This window comes from Actinoplanes sp. GCM10030250, assembly GCF_042666575.1.
GTDB lineage: Bacteria > Actinomycetota > Actinomycetes > Mycobacteriales > Micromonosporaceae > Actinoplanes.
Window position 1 is genome coordinate 1 of record NZ_JBHTDO010000016.1, and the last position, 14,442, is coordinate 14,442.

Consider the following 14,442-nt stretch of genomic DNA (forward strand, 5'->3'; position numbering starts at 1 on the left):
CCCGCCGTTTCCGTCTCGTCAAATTCAGGTTTCGCAACCCGAATTCCCCGACCCGAAAACTGTCCAGGCACCCCACAGGACTGCACAATCGGAGATCGTGCGATCGAGATGAGGGTTTCCGTCAGGACGGCCGGCCCGAGCCCCTTGCGGGTCTCGCACGCTCGTTCGTCTCCCTGGCGGCTCGGAAAACATTACAGGGTCTCGCCCCGGACGCCAAATCGGCCCGCAGCGACGTGGGTCACAGCGGGCCGATCATGGAAAAGCTGCAGGTCAGGGCCTTATTTGACGATCTCGACGCCGGCGAACGTGCGCTTGCCGCGCCGCAGGACCAGGAACCGGCCGTGCAGCAGTGCGGACTCGGGCACCGCTGCCTCACCGTCGGTGATCCGCTCGTTGTTGAGGTAGGCGCCACCCTCGGTGATCGTGCGGCGGGCCTCGTTGGCGCTCGCCACCAGACCCGACTCCTTCAGGAGTGTCCCGACGGCGGGCAGCTCCCCCCGTACCGAAAGAAGTCCCGCCTCAGCCAGCGCGGCGCGCAACGTGTCCGCGGAGAGCTCCTCCAGCGATCCTCGCCCGAAGAGTGCCTGGCTCGCGGCGATGGCCTGCCGCGCCTCCTCCGGACCGTGCACCAGCGCGGTGATCTCCTCGGCGAGGGCTCGCTGCGCGAGCCTCGCCTGCGGCCGCTCCGCTGTCGCCTTCTCCAGCTCCTCGAGCTCCTCGCGGGACTTGAAGCTGAAGTAGCGCAGGTACTGGTTGACGTCGCGGTCGTCGCTGTTGATCCAGAACTGGTAGAAGGAGTACGGCGTGGTCATGGTGGGGTCGAGCCACACCGCCCCGCCCTCGGTCTTGCCGAACTTGGTGCCGTCGGCCTTGAGGACCAGCGGCGTGACGAAGGCGTGCACCGGGCCGGCTCCGCGGCGGCGCACGAAGTCGACGCCCGCGGTGATGTTGCCCCACTGGTCCGAGCCACCGAACTGCAGCGCACAGCCGTGCTGGACGTGCAGCTGGTAGAAGTCGTTCGACTGGAGCAGCTGGTAGCTGAACTCGGTGAAGCTGATCCCGGACTCGAGCCGGTTGCGCACCACGTCACGGGCCAGCATCTTGTTGACCGGGAAATGCTTGCCGACGTCGCGCAGGAAGTCGACGACCGACATCGGACCGGTCCAGTCCAGGTTGTTGACCAGGGTCGCCGCGTTCTCCCCGTCGTAGGTGACGAACGGGGAGAGCTGTGTGCGGATGCGCTGCACCCAGCCCTCGACCACCTCGGGCGGGTTCAGGCTGCGCTCGCTGGACTCGCGCGGGTCGCCGATTTGGCCCGTCGCGCCGCCGACGAGCAGCAGCGGCTTGTGCCCGCCCTGCTGGAGCCGGCGGGCGGTGCACACCTGCATGAGGTGACCGACGTGCAGGGAGGCGGCGGTCGGGTCGAAACCCACATAGAACGTGATCGAGCCGTCGTCGAGTGCTTTGCGCAGCTCTTCGGGGTCGGTCGAGTCCTGGATCAGTCCGCGCCACAACAGGTCGTCTACGAGAGTCACGCACGGAATTGTCCCGCACCCGCTGCTGCGGATCACAGCGGGTTTCGAGATGCTGGACCGATGGGTCACCTGGGTAGCGCACAACCACCGTTCGAGATCTCCAAGAAGAAGGCCGAGGCACGCCTGGAGGCGGCGCAGGACCGCCTGCTCCGGCTGCGCCTGCTGCTGGGCGGGCAGCTCGGCGGGGAGAAGCTCGGCCCGCCGCTGTGTGTGCTCTTCGAGGGGTGGGACGCGTCCGGCAAAGGGGGTGCCATCAAGCGGCTCGTCGCGCCGCTCGACCCCCGGCACGTCCGGGTGTCGCAGTTCGCCGCGCCGACGTACGACGAGAAGCGGCACCACTTCCTCCAGCGGTTCTGGAGCGTGCTGCCCGGCTGGGGCGGGATGGCGGTGCTGGACCGCTCCTGGTACGGCCGGGTCCTCGTCGAGCGCGTCGAGGGGTTCGCCACCACCGAGCAGTGGAAGCGGGCGTACGACGAGATCGTCGAGTTCGAGCGGACACTGACCGCCGAGGGCATGATCCTGATCAAGTTCTGGATGCACGTCTCGGACGGGGAGCAGCTGGAGCGTTTCGAGAGCCGGCAGAACGATCCGCTGCGGTCCTGGAAGCTGACCGAGGAGGACTGGCGCAACCGGGAGCGGCGGCCGGAGTACGAGGCCGCGATCGAGGAGATGCTGGACCGCACCGATCAGCCCAAGGCCCGGTGGCACGTGGTCCCGGGCGACAACAAGCAGTACGCGAGGTTCGCCGTCGTCGAGCGCGTCTGCCACGTGCTGGAGACGAAGTTGACCAAGCGGGGGTACGACGTGTCGGCCGCTGACACGCCGCGACCGGCCGAGGAGCCCGTCTCGAAGTAGCTCGAATCGGGTGTTTGGCGTGCTTTAGGGCGATTTCGTCGCTATTTTGTGCCGCATGACGAGAACGAAGGTATTCCTCTCCGCGCTGGTCGCCCTGGCCGGCGTCACCGCACCGGTCACCCCGGCCTCGGCTGCTTCGTTTGCGCCGGCCGCGGAATCTGTTTCGGTCGTCCGCACCGGTGGCTTCGCCGGCAGCCAGGCGTCCTTCCAGGTCTCCGGCAGCGGCACCAAGCAGTCCGCCGAGGTGCTCCGCCTCGCCTCCGGCCCGGCCTTCCGGGCGCTGCGCCCCCGCTACGTCCCGAAGAACACCTGCTGCGACCGGTACCTCTACCGGGTCGAGGTGCGCTATCGCAACGGCCGCGTCAAGGACGTGACCGCTCTGCAGGGCGCACCCGCACCGCGGGTGCTGTGGGACGTCATCAAGAGGGTCGAGAACATGCCCGCACCGTCGGTCAAGTTTCCGGCCATCTTCCCCTTCGGCTGAGCGCGGACACGAGCCGGCATGAGCCGGCATGAGCAGGGCACGGCCTCCGCCCGATCGGCAGGCGGAGGCCGTGCGGCTGGCGGAGGCCGTGCAGCTGACGGAGGCCGTGCGGCTCAACCGACCAGCTTGCGCGCCTGAACAGCGTCCGGCGCCCCGACAGCCAGCTCCGCCAGCCGCCGGCACTCCTGCTCGGTATGACGCGCGAGCGCCGCCCGCACCGCCGGCAGTGCCCGCGGCGACATCGACAGACTGGACACACCCAGCCCCACCAGAACCGGAGCCAGAGCAGCGTCCGCAGCCGCCTCCCCGCACACACCAACCGGCTTGCCAGCCTCCCGACCGGCCGCCCCGCACACCCCGATCAGCTGCAACAACGCCGGCTGCCACGGATCCAGCAGATCCGCCAGATCACCACACATCCGATCCGCGGCGAACGTGTACTGGCTCAGATCGTTCGTACCGATGCTCAGGAAGTCGACAACCTTCAGCAGGTCAGCCGCCCGCAACGCGGCCGCCGGCACCTCGATCATCACGCCCGCCTTCGGCAGACCGGCCTCGCGCACCGCGGCGGCGAACTCGGTGGCCTCCGCGAGGGTGGAAACCATCGGCGCCATCACCCAGACGTCCGCGCCGGTCTCGGCACGGGCCTGGGCGATCGCCTCCAGCTGGGTGGTCAGCACCTGCGGGCGCTGCCTTGCCACCCGCAGTCCGCGTACGCCCAGCGCGGGGTTCGGTTCGCCCTCCTGGTTCAGGAACGGCAACGGCTTGTCGGCGCCCGCGTCCAGCGTCCTGATCACCACACGCCGCCCGGCCATCGCGGCGAACACGTCCCGGTATGCCGCCACCTGCTCGGCAAGACCCGGCTCCTGCGCCCGGTCCAGGAACAGCAGCTCGGTGCGGAACAGGCCCACCCCCTCCGCGTGCACCTCGTCGGCGGCGGGCACGTTCTTGGCCGATCCGACATTGGCGAGCAGCTTTATCCCGTACCCATCAGAAGTTTGGCCCGGACCGGTCAAAGCCGACACCGCCGCGGCCTCCCCTGCCGACCTCTCGGTCGCGGCCTTCGCCGTGGCATCGTCGATGCCGATCTCCACCCGCCCGGTCGTGCCGTCCACCAGCACCACCGTGCCGTCCGCGACCGCCAGCACACCGGGGCACGCGACCACCGCGGGCAGACCCAGCGCCCGCGCCAGGATCGCTGTGTGACTCGTCGGGCCGCCCACCTCGGTGACCAGCGCGATCACCTGCTCCGGATCAAGATCAGCGGTGTCCGCAGGCGCCAGATCCCGCGCCGCCAGGACATAGGGATGGCCCGGCTGAGGCACCCCCGGCATCGGCATCCCGAGCAGCACAGCAACAGCACGGTTCCGCAGGTCGTCGAGGTCGGCGATACGCTCGGCCAGATAGCCGCCGGCCGCCTCGAATGCCTCCCGGAAACCGGCGAACGCGCCGTCGATCGCATGCGCCGCGTCGTGGCCGTCCTCGACATGCTCGCGTACGCCTTCGCGCAACATCTCGTCGTCGGCCATCATCGCCTCGGCCCGCAAAACCTCGGCAACCGTGGCGTCGGTGGCTCGATCAGCCCGGCGGCCCAGGTCCGCGACCACCTCGGCGAGCGCGGCATTGGCCCGCTCCACCTCCGCCTCGACGTCGGCGACCGGACCGGCCGGGGGCAGCGCGGGCACCGCGGCGATCCGCAGCAGCGGACCGGCCACGACACCCGCGCACACCCCGATACCGGACAGGGTCACCTGCTCAGGCATCACTGTGCTCTTCGGCGTCCAGGTCCTTCGCCAGCAGCGCGGCGAGACCGTCCAGGGCCTCCTCGGCACCCTCGCCGTCAGCCTCCAGGGTCACCTCGGTGCCTTTCTTCGCACCGAGCGCGAGCACCGACAACATGCTCTTGGCGGGCACCGGCTTGCGCTCACCGACCCGGATGGTGACCTTGACCGGAGCCGCCGCGGCGGCCTCGACGAACAGCTTCGCCGGCCGGGCGTGCAGCCCGCTGGCAGAACCGACAGCTACCGTACGCGTGGGCATGTGTTCTCCAATCCGATCAGTGTCGATTCCGATCAGTGTCCAGATGCGATCAGGGTTCGATGGTCACCTTGATGGCCTCACCGCGCGCCACGATGCCGAAAGCGTCGATGGCGCTCTCCAGCGGCAGGCGGTGAGTGATCAGGTCGGCGACCGGCACCGCGCCGGTGGCGACCAGATCGAGGGCCTCGGCGTTGTGCGCCGGGCTGGAACCGTTGGCACCGATGATCATCAACTCGCGGTAGTGCACCAGGTTCGAGTCACACGTGATCGTCGGCTTGTCCTTGGGCAGGCCGCCGAAGAAGCTGATCCGCCCCTGCCGCGCCGCCATCTCGATGGCCTGCTCCTGCGCCTTGCCCGAAGCCGCCGCCGTGATGATCACATCGGCGCCACGGCCGTCGGTCAGCTTCAGCACCTCCTGCACCGGGTCGGTCTCCTCAGCGCAGATCGCCGCGTCCGGCTTGACCAGGTTCGCGGCCATCTCCAGACGCTGTCGGCTCAACTCAACCAGGAACACCCGGGCGGCACCGCGAGCACGAGCCAGCCGCACATGCAGGCACCCGATCGGACCGGAACCGATCACCACAACGTCGTCACCCGCACCGACCCGCGCCAGGTTCTGCGCATTGAGCGCACACGCCAGCGGCTCCGCCACCGAGGCCTCCGCGAACGACACACCATCCGGGATCCGGTTCAGGCCATCAACATTCAAAACCTCTTTGGGTACGACCATGAACTGCGCGAAGCCGCCCTCGAAGTGGTATCCCATGGACACCTGGTTCGGGCAGATCGTCATCCGGCCCCGCAGGCACTCGGCGCACTTCCCGCACGGGATGGCCGCGATGACCTGCACCCGGTCACCGGCCGCCCAGCCCTCGACACCGTCGCCCACCTCGACGATCTCGCCGGCGATCTCATGACCCATCACCCGGGGCGGGTGAATGTGGTGGTGACCGAACTTGGAGATCTTCACGTCGGTACCGCAGGTGGAACAGTTACGAACGCGAATCTTCACCTCCCCCGGGCCCGCGGACGGCTCCGGAGCGTCCTCGAAACGGACGTCGCCGGGGGCGTGGAAGCGTACGACCTTCATGAATTGCTGTCCTTTTCGTCTTGTTCGCCGTCCTGGACTGATCCTTCGCCGTCCTTGACTGATCCTTCGCCGTCCTGGACTGATCCTTCGCCGTCCTGGATTGATCCCAGGAGGGTCAGCACGGTGTCGACCTCGGTGGCTTCGCGCAGCTCGCGGGCCTGATCCTCGTCGAGGAGGATCTCGGCGAGGGCGGCGAGCAACTCGACGTGCCCGTCACCGGCAGCGGCGATCGCAACGCAGATGGTCACCTGCTCGCCGTCCCAGTCGACACCCTCGGGAAAGCGCAGCACCGCCAGGGCGTCACGCTTCACGAGTTCCTTGCCGCCCAGGGTGCCGTGCGGAATGGCGACACCCTCACCTACGTAGGTGGAGATCGACTTCTCCCGGGCCAGCATCGTGTCCACATAGCCCGGGTCGGCGGCGCCGATCTCCACCAGTGCCGATCCGCAGAGACGGATCGCCTCGTCGCGGTCGGCCGCCTTCTCCGCCAGCCGGACGGCCCGGCGGTCAAGCAGGTCAGACATTGATGTCACTGCCCTGCTGAATCGCCTTGACCACCTTGGCCACCGCCGGGTCGCCCAGGAAGATCTGGAACGGCACGATCGGCTTGTCAGGTGCCACGGAACGAGCCCGGGCGGCCAGTCCACTGTGACATACCACCAGGTCGGCGTCGGCCGGGATCGAGTTCACCGGGGTGTGCTCGACGGTGACGCCGCTCTTGCCGAGCTGCTTACGCAGGGTGCTGGCCAGCATCACGCTGCTGCCCATACCCGCGTCGCAGGCGACGACGAGTTTGTGGATGTCCTTGCCGTTGATGGTGGCCATGGCCGGGCTCCGTTCCGGTTCGGGTTTCGGTTACGCGTGCTTTCCTTGCGGCTGGTTACGCGTTTTCCTTGCGGCTGTCGTCGGTGGTTTCCGCGGGGGTGTCGGCGGCTGCGGTGCGCTGGGCCGGGATCTCGGCGGCCGGCTCGGCTGCGGTGCGCTGGGCCGGGATCTCGGCGGCCGGCTCGGCTGCGGTCTCCTCGGCGACGCTCTCGTCGATCTCCTGATCGGACTTGAGCTTGCCGAACCCGAGAAGCAGCGAGGCGACACCGAACGTGACCGCGGCGGCGATGACGACGCCGAGGATCATGCCGACGAAACCGCCCTTCGCGGTGACCGCGGCGAAGGCGAAGATGCTGCCCGGCGCCGGTGAGGCGACGGTTCCGGTGCCGGTGATCATGAAGGTGGCGACGCCCGCCATGCCACCGGCCATCATCGCGAGGATCAGGCGCGGCTTCATCAGCACGTACGGGAAGTAGATCTCGTGGATGCCACCGAAGAAGTGGATGATCATCGCGGCCGGGGTGGTCGGGCGCAGCGACTTCGGGCCGAAGAAGAGGAACGCGGCGAGCAGGCCGAGACCCGGGCCGGGGTTCGACTCGATCATGAACAGGATCGACTTGCCGTTCTCCGCCACCTGCTGCACACCGAGCGGGCTGAACACACCGTGGTTGATGGCGTTGTTCAGGAAGAGCACCTTGGCCGGCTCGACCAGGATCGACACCAGCGGCATCAAACTGTGGTCGAGCAGCCAGTCCACACCGTTGCCGGCGGCCTTGGTGAGCCCGTTGACGACCGGGCCGATCGCAAGCTTGCCAAGGATGGCGAAGCCGGCGCCGATGATGCCCGCCGAGAAGTTGTCCACCAGCATCTCGAAGCCAGGCTTGATCTTGCCGTCGACAGCGTTGTCGAACAGCTTCAGCACGTAAGCGGTGAGCGGCGCGATGATCATGGCGCCGAGGAACATCGGCACGTCGGCACCGACGATGACACCCATCGTCGCCGTGGCACCGACGACGGCACCGCGCTGACCGTGCACCATCCGGCCACCGGTGTAACCGATCAGCACCGGCAGCAGGTACTTGATCATCGGATCGACGAGCTGGGCCAGGTTCTCGTTCGGCACCCAGCCGACCGGGATGAACATGGCCGTGATCAGACCCCAGGCGATGATCGCGCCGATGTTCGGCATGACCATGCCCGCGAGGTGTCCGCCGAGCTTCTGGACGCGGGCTCTGAACCCGACGCCACTCACCTCAGGCGTGTAAGAAGATGCCATGAGCGGATCTCCGTTCGTATGTATTCGCTCGTTGCGGCGGTTCGTGCGTTGCAGCAGTTCATTTGTTGCGGCGGTTCGTTCGTTCTCGCGTTGCGGCTGTTGATTTGTCGCAACACGGAAGTGCGTCTCTCGCGTCGGGGAGGTCTGTGTCCCGGCGTCGGGGCGGTCTGTGTCCCGGCATCGGGGCGGTTCGTCGGGGGCGTCGGGTGGTTCAGTCCCGGTTCAGGGGGCGGTTCGGATCCGGATGGTTGTCGATGCGGATCCGCGTACGGTCTAGGTCGCCTGGACCTGGCATCCGGCTGCCCGGAAGGCTGACCGCGGCCGAGCCCCACGCCAGTCCCTCGACAAGCGCGGCCTCGCCGCGCGCGCCGGCCGCGAGGAACCCGGCAAGCAGGGCGTCCCCCGCACCGACGGTGCTGCGCGGAACGCTCACCGGGGAGATCCCGGCCAGCACACCCGCGTCGTCGACCAGCACCGCACCGTCCGCGCCGAGGCTGGCCAGCACCGCGCCCGCACCGGCCTTCCGCAGCCGCTCACAGGCCTCGGTCACGTCGCCGAGCGTGCAGAGCTCGCCGCCGACCGCCTCAGCCAGTTCCTCCCGGTTGGGCTTGACCAGGGCCGCACCGGCGGCGACCCCGGCCAGCAGCGCCGGACCGCTGCTGTCCACCGCGAGCCGGTTGCCGGCCGCGACCAGCCGCTCGCAGAGATCGGTGAAGGCGGCGATACCCGGGCCGGGCGGGAGGCTGCCGCAGATGACCACCCAGGTGGCTGTCCGCGCCGCTGTCAGCACCGCGTCGCTGACCTCGGCGAACTCGGCCTCGGACAACTCCGGGCCGACTTCATTGATCTTGGTGACCGTGCCGTCCGGCTCGGCCAGGGTGATGTTGGAACGGGTCCGGCCGGCGATCGGGACCGCCAGCAGGTCGACACCCTCGGCCTTGAGGAGGTCGACGAGCTGCTCACCCTCGGCACCACCGGTGGGCAGCACGGCGGTGGAGCGCAGGCCGTTGGCGAGCAGGGCCCGGGAGACGTTGACACCCTTGCCACCCGGGTCGATGTGCGAGTCACCGGCGCGCAGAACCTCGCCGCGGATCAGGGCGTCGACCTCGAGGGCGCGGTCGACGCTCGGGTTGAGGGTGACGGTGAGAATGATCGGGCGGGTGGTCATGCGCGCACCAGCCGGACGCCCGCGGCCTCGACGTCGCCGGCGAGCTCACCGTCGAGCCCGTTGTCGGTGATCAGCAGGTCGAGCTCGGCCAGCCCGCCGAACCGAGCCAGGTAGTCGTTGCCGATCTTGGTGTGATCGGCGAGCAACACGACCCGGCGCGCCGCGGCGATCATCGCCCGCTTGACCGCCGCCTCACCCGGGTCGGGAGTGGTCATGCCGCGCTCCACGCTGCACCCGTTGGTGCCCATGAACGCGACGTCGACATACATCTCCGCCAGCGGCCGCAACGCCCAGTCGTCCACAGTGGCCAGCGTCTTCCCCCGAACCCGGCCGCCGAGCAGCAGAACGGTGAGGTTGGGCTTCAGGCCGAGCGTCGCAGCCAGCACCGGCGAGTTCACCACCACGGTGAGCTCCCGGTCCGCCGGCAGCAGCTGCGCGAGGCGGGCCGTGGTGGTCCCGGCGTCCAGGATGATCGCCCCGTCCTCCGGTACCTCGGCGAGCGCGGCTTTGGCGATCCGCTCCTTCTCACTGATCAACACGGCATCCCGGGTGGCGAGCGCCGGCTCGAAGCCGAGCCGCTCCACCGGAATGGCGCCACCGTGCACCCGGCGCAGCACACCGGCCCTCTCCAGCACGGTCAGGTCCCGGCGGATCGTCTCAGCCGTCACCCCGAAGGTCTCGGCCAGCGCCACGACGTCGACCCGCCCCTCGGCACGGGCTCGCCGCACTATCTCCTGCTGGCGTTCCTCCGCGTACATCCGTGCTCACCGCCCGATCTCGTTTTTGCTTTGTCTTTGTTTACGCCCGCTTCTGCCCGAACGCAATATGTCAAAGAGATTTCGATCTCCTTACAAGACTTTTCTTGGGTACGGGCTACCCAGCGAAGACGCACGATAGCGGCACGGTGCGCCATATCGGACTCACCGCTCGTGAGCTAGATAGATGATCTCAAATACGGGAAACTCGGACACGGATGCCCGGTTGTGTGGTTTTCCCGCCTCGGCCTCCCCGGGCGCACCTCATGGGGTCCCCGTTATGCGGAAAGCTGGCGCTGAGCGGGGCCGCCGGGCGCGCAAAGCACCGCTGACAGCCAGCCGGGTGGGCCGGCTGGGGCTGAGCGGTGCCTCCGGCTGCAAAAAGCACCGCTGACAGCCAGCCGAGTGGGCCGGCTGGGGCTGAGCGGTGCCTTCCGCCCCGCAAAGCACCGCTAACAGCCAGCCGGGTGGGCCGGCTGGGGCTGAGCGGGGGCGCGGGGCGCGCAAGGCACCGCTGACAGCCAGCCGAGTGGGCCGGCTGGGGCTGAGCGGGGGCGCGGGGCGCGCAAGGCACCGCTGAGGGCCAGCTGAGAGCGGGCGAGGGAGGGCTAGGGGTGGCGGGTGGGGAGGTTGAGGGTTTTGCGGATGGCGGCCTGGACCTCTTCGAGGGGCGGGCGGCCGTCCACATCGTGCACGACCTCCTTGCGGCGGAAGAGTTCGAGCACCGGGCGCGTCTTCTCGTGATAGTCGCGCAGGCGTGCCTCGAGGGCCTCAGGGGTGTCGTCGGCGCGGGTGACCAGTTCGTGGCCGCAGATGTCGCAGCGGCCCTCCTGCTCGGGGCGGTCGGCGATCAGGTTGTAGTCCATGCCGCAGTTGGGGCAGAGGCGCCGGCTGAGCACGCGGCGGCGTACCTCGTCGTCGGGCAGTTCGAGGTGGATGACGGCGTCGATGTCGTAGCTCTCCATGAAGAACTCGGCCTGCCGCCCGTTGCGGGGGAAGCCGTCGATGATGAAGCCGAAGTTCCAGTCGTGCTCGTCGAGCCGGCGGCGCACCACGGACTCGACGAGGTCGTCGCCGACCAGGTCGCCGGCGGCCATGATCCGGCGGACCTGTGCGCCCAGCTTGGTGTGGTTGCGAACGTTCCAGCGGAAGATGTCGCCGACGCTGATGTGCGTCAGGTCCAGGTCGTCGCGCAGCATCTGGCTCTGGGTTCCCTTGCCGCTGCCCTGGACTCCCATGATCACGTACTTGCGCATGTGGCCTCCGTCTGGCTAGTCCGCCGCGCCCATCCGCAGAGGGCCGGGCGGCAGTCCGGTCAACGTGGTGGGGTCGATGCTCCAGGCGCCCGCCACGCGGAACACGTCCCGCTCGGCGACCAGCACGGTCGCCTCCTCGTCCAGTTCGCCGGGCAGACCGGCGTCACGCTCGGCCGGATCGGGCTCGCCGAACCACGACGTCACCTCGCCGGTCTGGCCCACGTACCCGAACGCGCGGACCAGCTCACCGTGGGCGGCACGCTGCCATCGATGAAGCTCGGTGACCCGGTGGGTGGCGAAGTACTGCACCTCGGTGCCGAGTGCCGCGGAGAGCGCGACGACGTCCGGGGCGGCCTGCATCAGGCGCCGGCCGGCGGCGAGCACCCAGGCGGTGTCGCGGGCGCCGGGCAGCGGCGGGGTGATCGCGATCCGGTCGTCGGTGAGGTGCGCCAGGTCCAGCCCGTCGCGCCAGGACACCGGGCCGAGATCGCGCAGGCCGAGCGCCTCCAGGAGGCTCCCTGGCTCACCGCCGGCGACGGCGAGCCAGGCCTGCTTGCCGCCGAAGCCGACCATCACGTCCATATCCATGTCCGCAACGCTAACCGGAGTACGCCCGATCCTGTCCGGTTACGTCCATTCCGTGGGCGCGTCGCCGGCCACAGTAAGCGGCCGAGCCTCGTACAGAAGACGCCTTTGAGAGAATCTCACGGCCACCCGTAGTCGCGCCGCAGCAGCGCGGCCACCCGGTCGAAGCGCGCCCGATCCAGGACCGCGCCCTCACGGCGGATGCCGTCCTCCTCCACCTCCAGGACCCGGTCGAGCCGGACCCAACTGGGCCGCGACGTCGAGTCCCACTCACCGGGGCCGAGCGCGAGCCAATGCCGCTGCCCGTCACGTTCGCCCTGGCTGGAGAGCATCAGGCCGAGCAGCGTACGGCCGTCGCGCCCCACCACCAGCACGGGCCGGTCCTTGCCCTGGTTCGGATCCTCCTCGTACGGCACCCAGGTCCACACGATCTCGCCCGGATCCGCGTCGCCGTCCAGTTTGGGCGCATACGCCAGATGCCGCCCACTACGGGGCTTCGGGATCTGCCGGGGTGGCCGCCGCGCGGAGGTTCCCGGGCGCGACGGTGCGGGACGTGCCGCGGGCGGCGTCGGCCGGGAACCCTGGCGTTTCGGCGCCGCCGGCTCCCGGGGCTCCTGGGCGGGGATCGGCTGCCGCGGCGGGGCACCGGCGAGCCGCCGGAGGAACGCCTTCAACATTTCGAGCACCGCTGCACCCTACGATGATCATCCAGAAACCGCACAGGGCCGAGACGGGCCAATAATCCTCAGCCCACGAAGTCCTGCGTCATCCAGGTGAGGCCCTTGCTGTCCCGGACGATGCTCAGCCCGATCCGGGTGAAGCTCTTGTTCAGCAGGTTCTTGCGGTGCCCGTCTTCCGGCGGCACCTCGGCGAGCATCGAGTCGGTCAGCCCGTTCGCCGCTTTGATCTTGGCGGAGTCGCTGCTGCCGCTCGAGCCGTACCCGATGTTCTCGCCGGCCGAGCCCCACTTCACGTCCTGCGCGGTGAACCGCTCGCCCAGGCCCGACTCGCCGGAGCACTGGTGCGACAGCCCGCAGCCTCCGATCATCACCTGGTTGTGCAGGGCGGCAGCCTTGGAGAGGTTGGTGTCCAGCGTCAGCGCCTTGAGGCCCTCGTCCTCCCGCGCCGCGTTGATGTGCGCGAGGACCTGCTCGACCACGCTGCCGGAGGTCACCGGTGCACCGGCGGTGCGGCGGGCCGACGTCGCCTTCTGCTTCTTCTTCGTCACGCTCGGGCTGGCGGAGACCGACTTCTTGACCTTCGCGCTGGGGGATGCCGCGGGGGACGTGGCGGCTGCCGACGACGGTGTGACCGTTTCGTCGAGCAGGGGATCGCCGCCGGGGGACGGTGCGGCGGCGAGCGGTGCGTCCACCGAGGTGGGTGCGGGCGTCTCGGTGGCACCCGCGAGACCCGCCACCAGGGAGGCGGCGCCCACCACGACTGCCGTCGAACCCGCCACCAGGGTGTATCGGATACGGGCAGCGGCGGAGACAGGCACGGAGAGTTCACCTCGGTGAGTGGGACAGGGGACGACGCCCCATCACTATGCGCGAGGGCTCCACCGAGATCGGCCCGCCAAAGCATTCCTTAAGGATCGGCACACGCAGTCATAAGGCGCGCCGGGTGGCTCAGACGTCGAACTGTCTGGTCTGCGGGCTGCCGTGGCCGTGCGCCAGCGCGAAGGTGGAGCTGGGATCTCTACGAGCGGTTCCTCGGCTGGATCGCGGCTCAGCTCTCGACCTTCTTGCGCAGCGCCCGGTAGAGCTGGTCGTCGTCGACGGCGCTGTAGAGCGTCCGGTCCGGCCCAGTCACCGCGACCCACGGGCACGTGCGGTCCTTACCGGTCAGGTTCGACTCGGCGACCTTCTCGCGGGTGGCCACCTCGTACACTGTGAGCCGGTACCGCCCCTCCTTGAGCTGCAGCGTCGGCGTCTTCGGGTCGTCCACCTCGCAGCTGCGGATCTTCAAGCCCGCCCCGATCAGATCCAGGCAGGCGACCAGCTGCGTCTGCGCGGGCTTGGGCGCCCAGGCCTTACGCTGCGCGGCCGATCCGGCGAACGCGGTCCGGTTGAGCGTCCGCGCCGACCGCCAGGGGACGTCCAGCCGGTCACGAACGCTGATCAGAATCGGATGCGGGGCCTTACCGCGATACTTCGGCGCTCCCGGGTAGTACCAGCTCTGGCACACGCGCTCCAGATCGTCCGGCGAGCGCACCGGGGTCGCCGCGGCCCGCGGGCCGGTGGCCGCGCCCTCGATCACCGGGAACGAGGGCGGCGGCCCGAGCGGAGGACGCCCGCGCGGCACGGCCGGTGGGATGTCGGTCAGCCGGACGAACAGGAAGGCGGCCGCGCCGAGGAAGCCCACCAGCAGCGTCGCGAGCACCCCCGACCAGATCAGCGTGCGCCGGCGCGACACCCGCTCGTCCACCTGGTCCATCCACACACTCCCCCGGCAGGCCTCCGTCGTGGCAGCGAACTATATATCGACGAACGCCGTTGTCCCTACCGGTTGTGACCAGAAGGCGTACGGACCGAAGCGCCCCCAGGCAACGAAGGCCGACTCGGTCCTCTCCC

Annotated in this window: 15 protein-coding genes and 1 pseudogene; 2 read left to right on the forward strand and 14 right to left on the reverse strand. The window is 69.2% G+C overall.

The window, feature by feature from the left end; all coding sequences use genetic code 11:
• Positions 1-278 precede the first annotated feature (278 nt).
• Positions 279-1,535 carry a tyrosine--tRNA ligase gene (tyrS, locus tag ACFQV6_RS20910; protein WP_378029215.1) on the reverse strand — a complete coding sequence of 419 codons (1,257 nt, stop codon included), beginning with the start codon at positions 1,533-1,535 and terminating at the stop codon, positions 279-281.
• A 60-nt stretch (positions 1,536-1,595) separates the two neighbouring features.
• On the opposite strand from tyrS, the gene ACFQV6_RS20915 reads away from it, so the two are divergent.
• Together ACFQV6_RS20915 and ACFQV6_RS20920 are read left to right on the forward strand one after the other, a co-directional pair.
• Positions 1,596-2,390 carry a polyphosphate kinase 2 family protein gene (locus tag ACFQV6_RS20915; protein ID WP_378029216.1) on the forward strand — a complete coding sequence of 265 codons (795 nt, stop codon included), beginning with the start codon at positions 1,596-1,598 and terminating at the stop codon, positions 2,388-2,390.
• A 55-nt stretch (positions 2,391-2,445) separates the two neighbouring features.
• Complete coding sequence (locus tag ACFQV6_RS20920) at positions 2,446-2,874, forward strand: hypothetical protein (protein WP_378029217.1); 429 nt, start codon at positions 2,446-2,448, stop codon at positions 2,872-2,874.
• A gap of 113 nt (positions 2,875-2,987) precedes the next feature.
• On the opposite strand, the gene ptsP is transcribed toward ACFQV6_RS20920, so the two are convergent.
• From ptsP to ACFQV6_RS20985, 13 genes and pseudogenes are all read right to left on the reverse strand, one after another.
• Entirely contained in the window at positions 2,988-4,637 is a 1,650-nt protein-coding gene (ptsP, locus tag ACFQV6_RS20925; RefSeq protein WP_378029218.1) for a phosphoenolpyruvate--protein phosphotransferase, read from the reverse strand.
• Positions 4,630-4,914, reverse strand: a complete 285-nt coding sequence (locus ACFQV6_RS20930; RefSeq protein ID WP_378029219.1) for an HPr family phosphocarrier protein — start codon at positions 4,912-4,914, stop codon at positions 4,630-4,632. Before ACFQV6_RS20930 ends, ptsP begins: the two co-directional genes overlap by 8 nt.
• Positions 4,915-4,963: 49 nt before the next feature.
• The gene (locus tag ACFQV6_RS20935; RefSeq protein WP_378029220.1) at positions 4,964-6,004 is read right to left on the reverse strand and encodes a zinc-dependent dehydrogenase; all 1,041 of its coding nucleotides are present in this window, start codon (positions 6,002-6,004) and stop codon (positions 4,964-4,966) included.
• A gap of 107 nt (positions 6,005-6,111) precedes the next feature.
• Positions 6,112-6,528 (reverse strand): annotated as a pseudogene (locus ACFQV6_RS20940) (PTS sugar transporter subunit IIA); the annotation flags it as partial.
• Positions 6,521-6,829 (reverse strand): PTS lactose transporter subunit IIB, encoded by a 309-nt coding sequence (locus ACFQV6_RS20945; RefSeq protein ID WP_378029221.1) that lies wholly within the window; start codon positions 6,827-6,829, stop codon positions 6,521-6,523. The pseudogene ACFQV6_RS20940 and the gene ACFQV6_RS20945, both read right to left, overlap by 8 nt.
• A 55-nt stretch (positions 6,830-6,884) precedes the next feature.
• Positions 6,885-8,105 (reverse strand): mannitol-specific PTS transporter subunit IIC, encoded by a 1,221-nt coding sequence (gene mtlA, locus ACFQV6_RS20950; RefSeq protein ID WP_378029222.1) that lies wholly within the window; start codon positions 8,103-8,105, stop codon positions 6,885-6,887.
• A gap of 211 nt (positions 8,106-8,316) precedes the next feature.
• The gene (locus ACFQV6_RS20955) at positions 8,317-9,258 is read right to left on the reverse strand and encodes a 1-phosphofructokinase family hexose kinase (protein WP_378029366.1); all 942 of its coding nucleotides are present in this window, start codon (positions 9,256-9,258) and stop codon (positions 8,317-8,319) included.
• An 11-nt stretch (positions 9,259-9,269) separates the two neighbouring features.
• Positions 9,270-10,031, reverse strand: coding sequence for a DeoR/GlpR family DNA-binding transcription regulator (locus ACFQV6_RS20960; RefSeq protein ID WP_378029223.1), 762 nt, complete (start codon positions 10,029-10,031; stop codon positions 9,270-9,272).
• A 605-nt stretch (positions 10,032-10,636) separates the two neighbouring features.
• Positions 10,637-11,284 (reverse strand): adenylate kinase family protein, encoded by a 648-nt coding sequence (locus tag ACFQV6_RS20965; protein ID WP_378029224.1) that lies wholly within the window; start codon positions 11,282-11,284, stop codon positions 10,637-10,639.
• 15 nt (positions 11,285-11,299) lie between these two features.
• Positions 11,300-11,872: a hypothetical protein gene (locus ACFQV6_RS20970; RefSeq protein WP_378029225.1), complete on the reverse strand. Its 573-nt coding sequence runs from the start codon at positions 11,870-11,872 to the stop codon at positions 11,300-11,302.
• Positions 11,873-11,988: 116 nt separating this feature from the next.
• Positions 11,989-12,546 (reverse strand): type II toxin-antitoxin system PemK/MazF family toxin, encoded by a 558-nt coding sequence (locus ACFQV6_RS20975; RefSeq protein WP_378029367.1) that lies wholly within the window; start codon positions 12,544-12,546, stop codon positions 11,989-11,991.
• Positions 12,547-12,614: 68 nt separating this feature from the next.
• Positions 12,615-13,367 carry a CAP domain-containing protein gene (locus tag ACFQV6_RS20980; protein ID WP_378029226.1) on the reverse strand — a complete coding sequence of 251 codons (753 nt, stop codon included), beginning with the start codon at positions 13,365-13,367 and terminating at the stop codon, positions 12,615-12,617.
• 230 nt (positions 13,368-13,597) lie between these two features.
• Positions 13,598-14,305, reverse strand: a complete 708-nt coding sequence (locus ACFQV6_RS20985) for a hypothetical protein (RefSeq protein WP_378029227.1) — start codon at positions 14,303-14,305, stop codon at positions 13,598-13,600.
• Positions 14,306-14,442 lie beyond the last annotated feature (137 nt).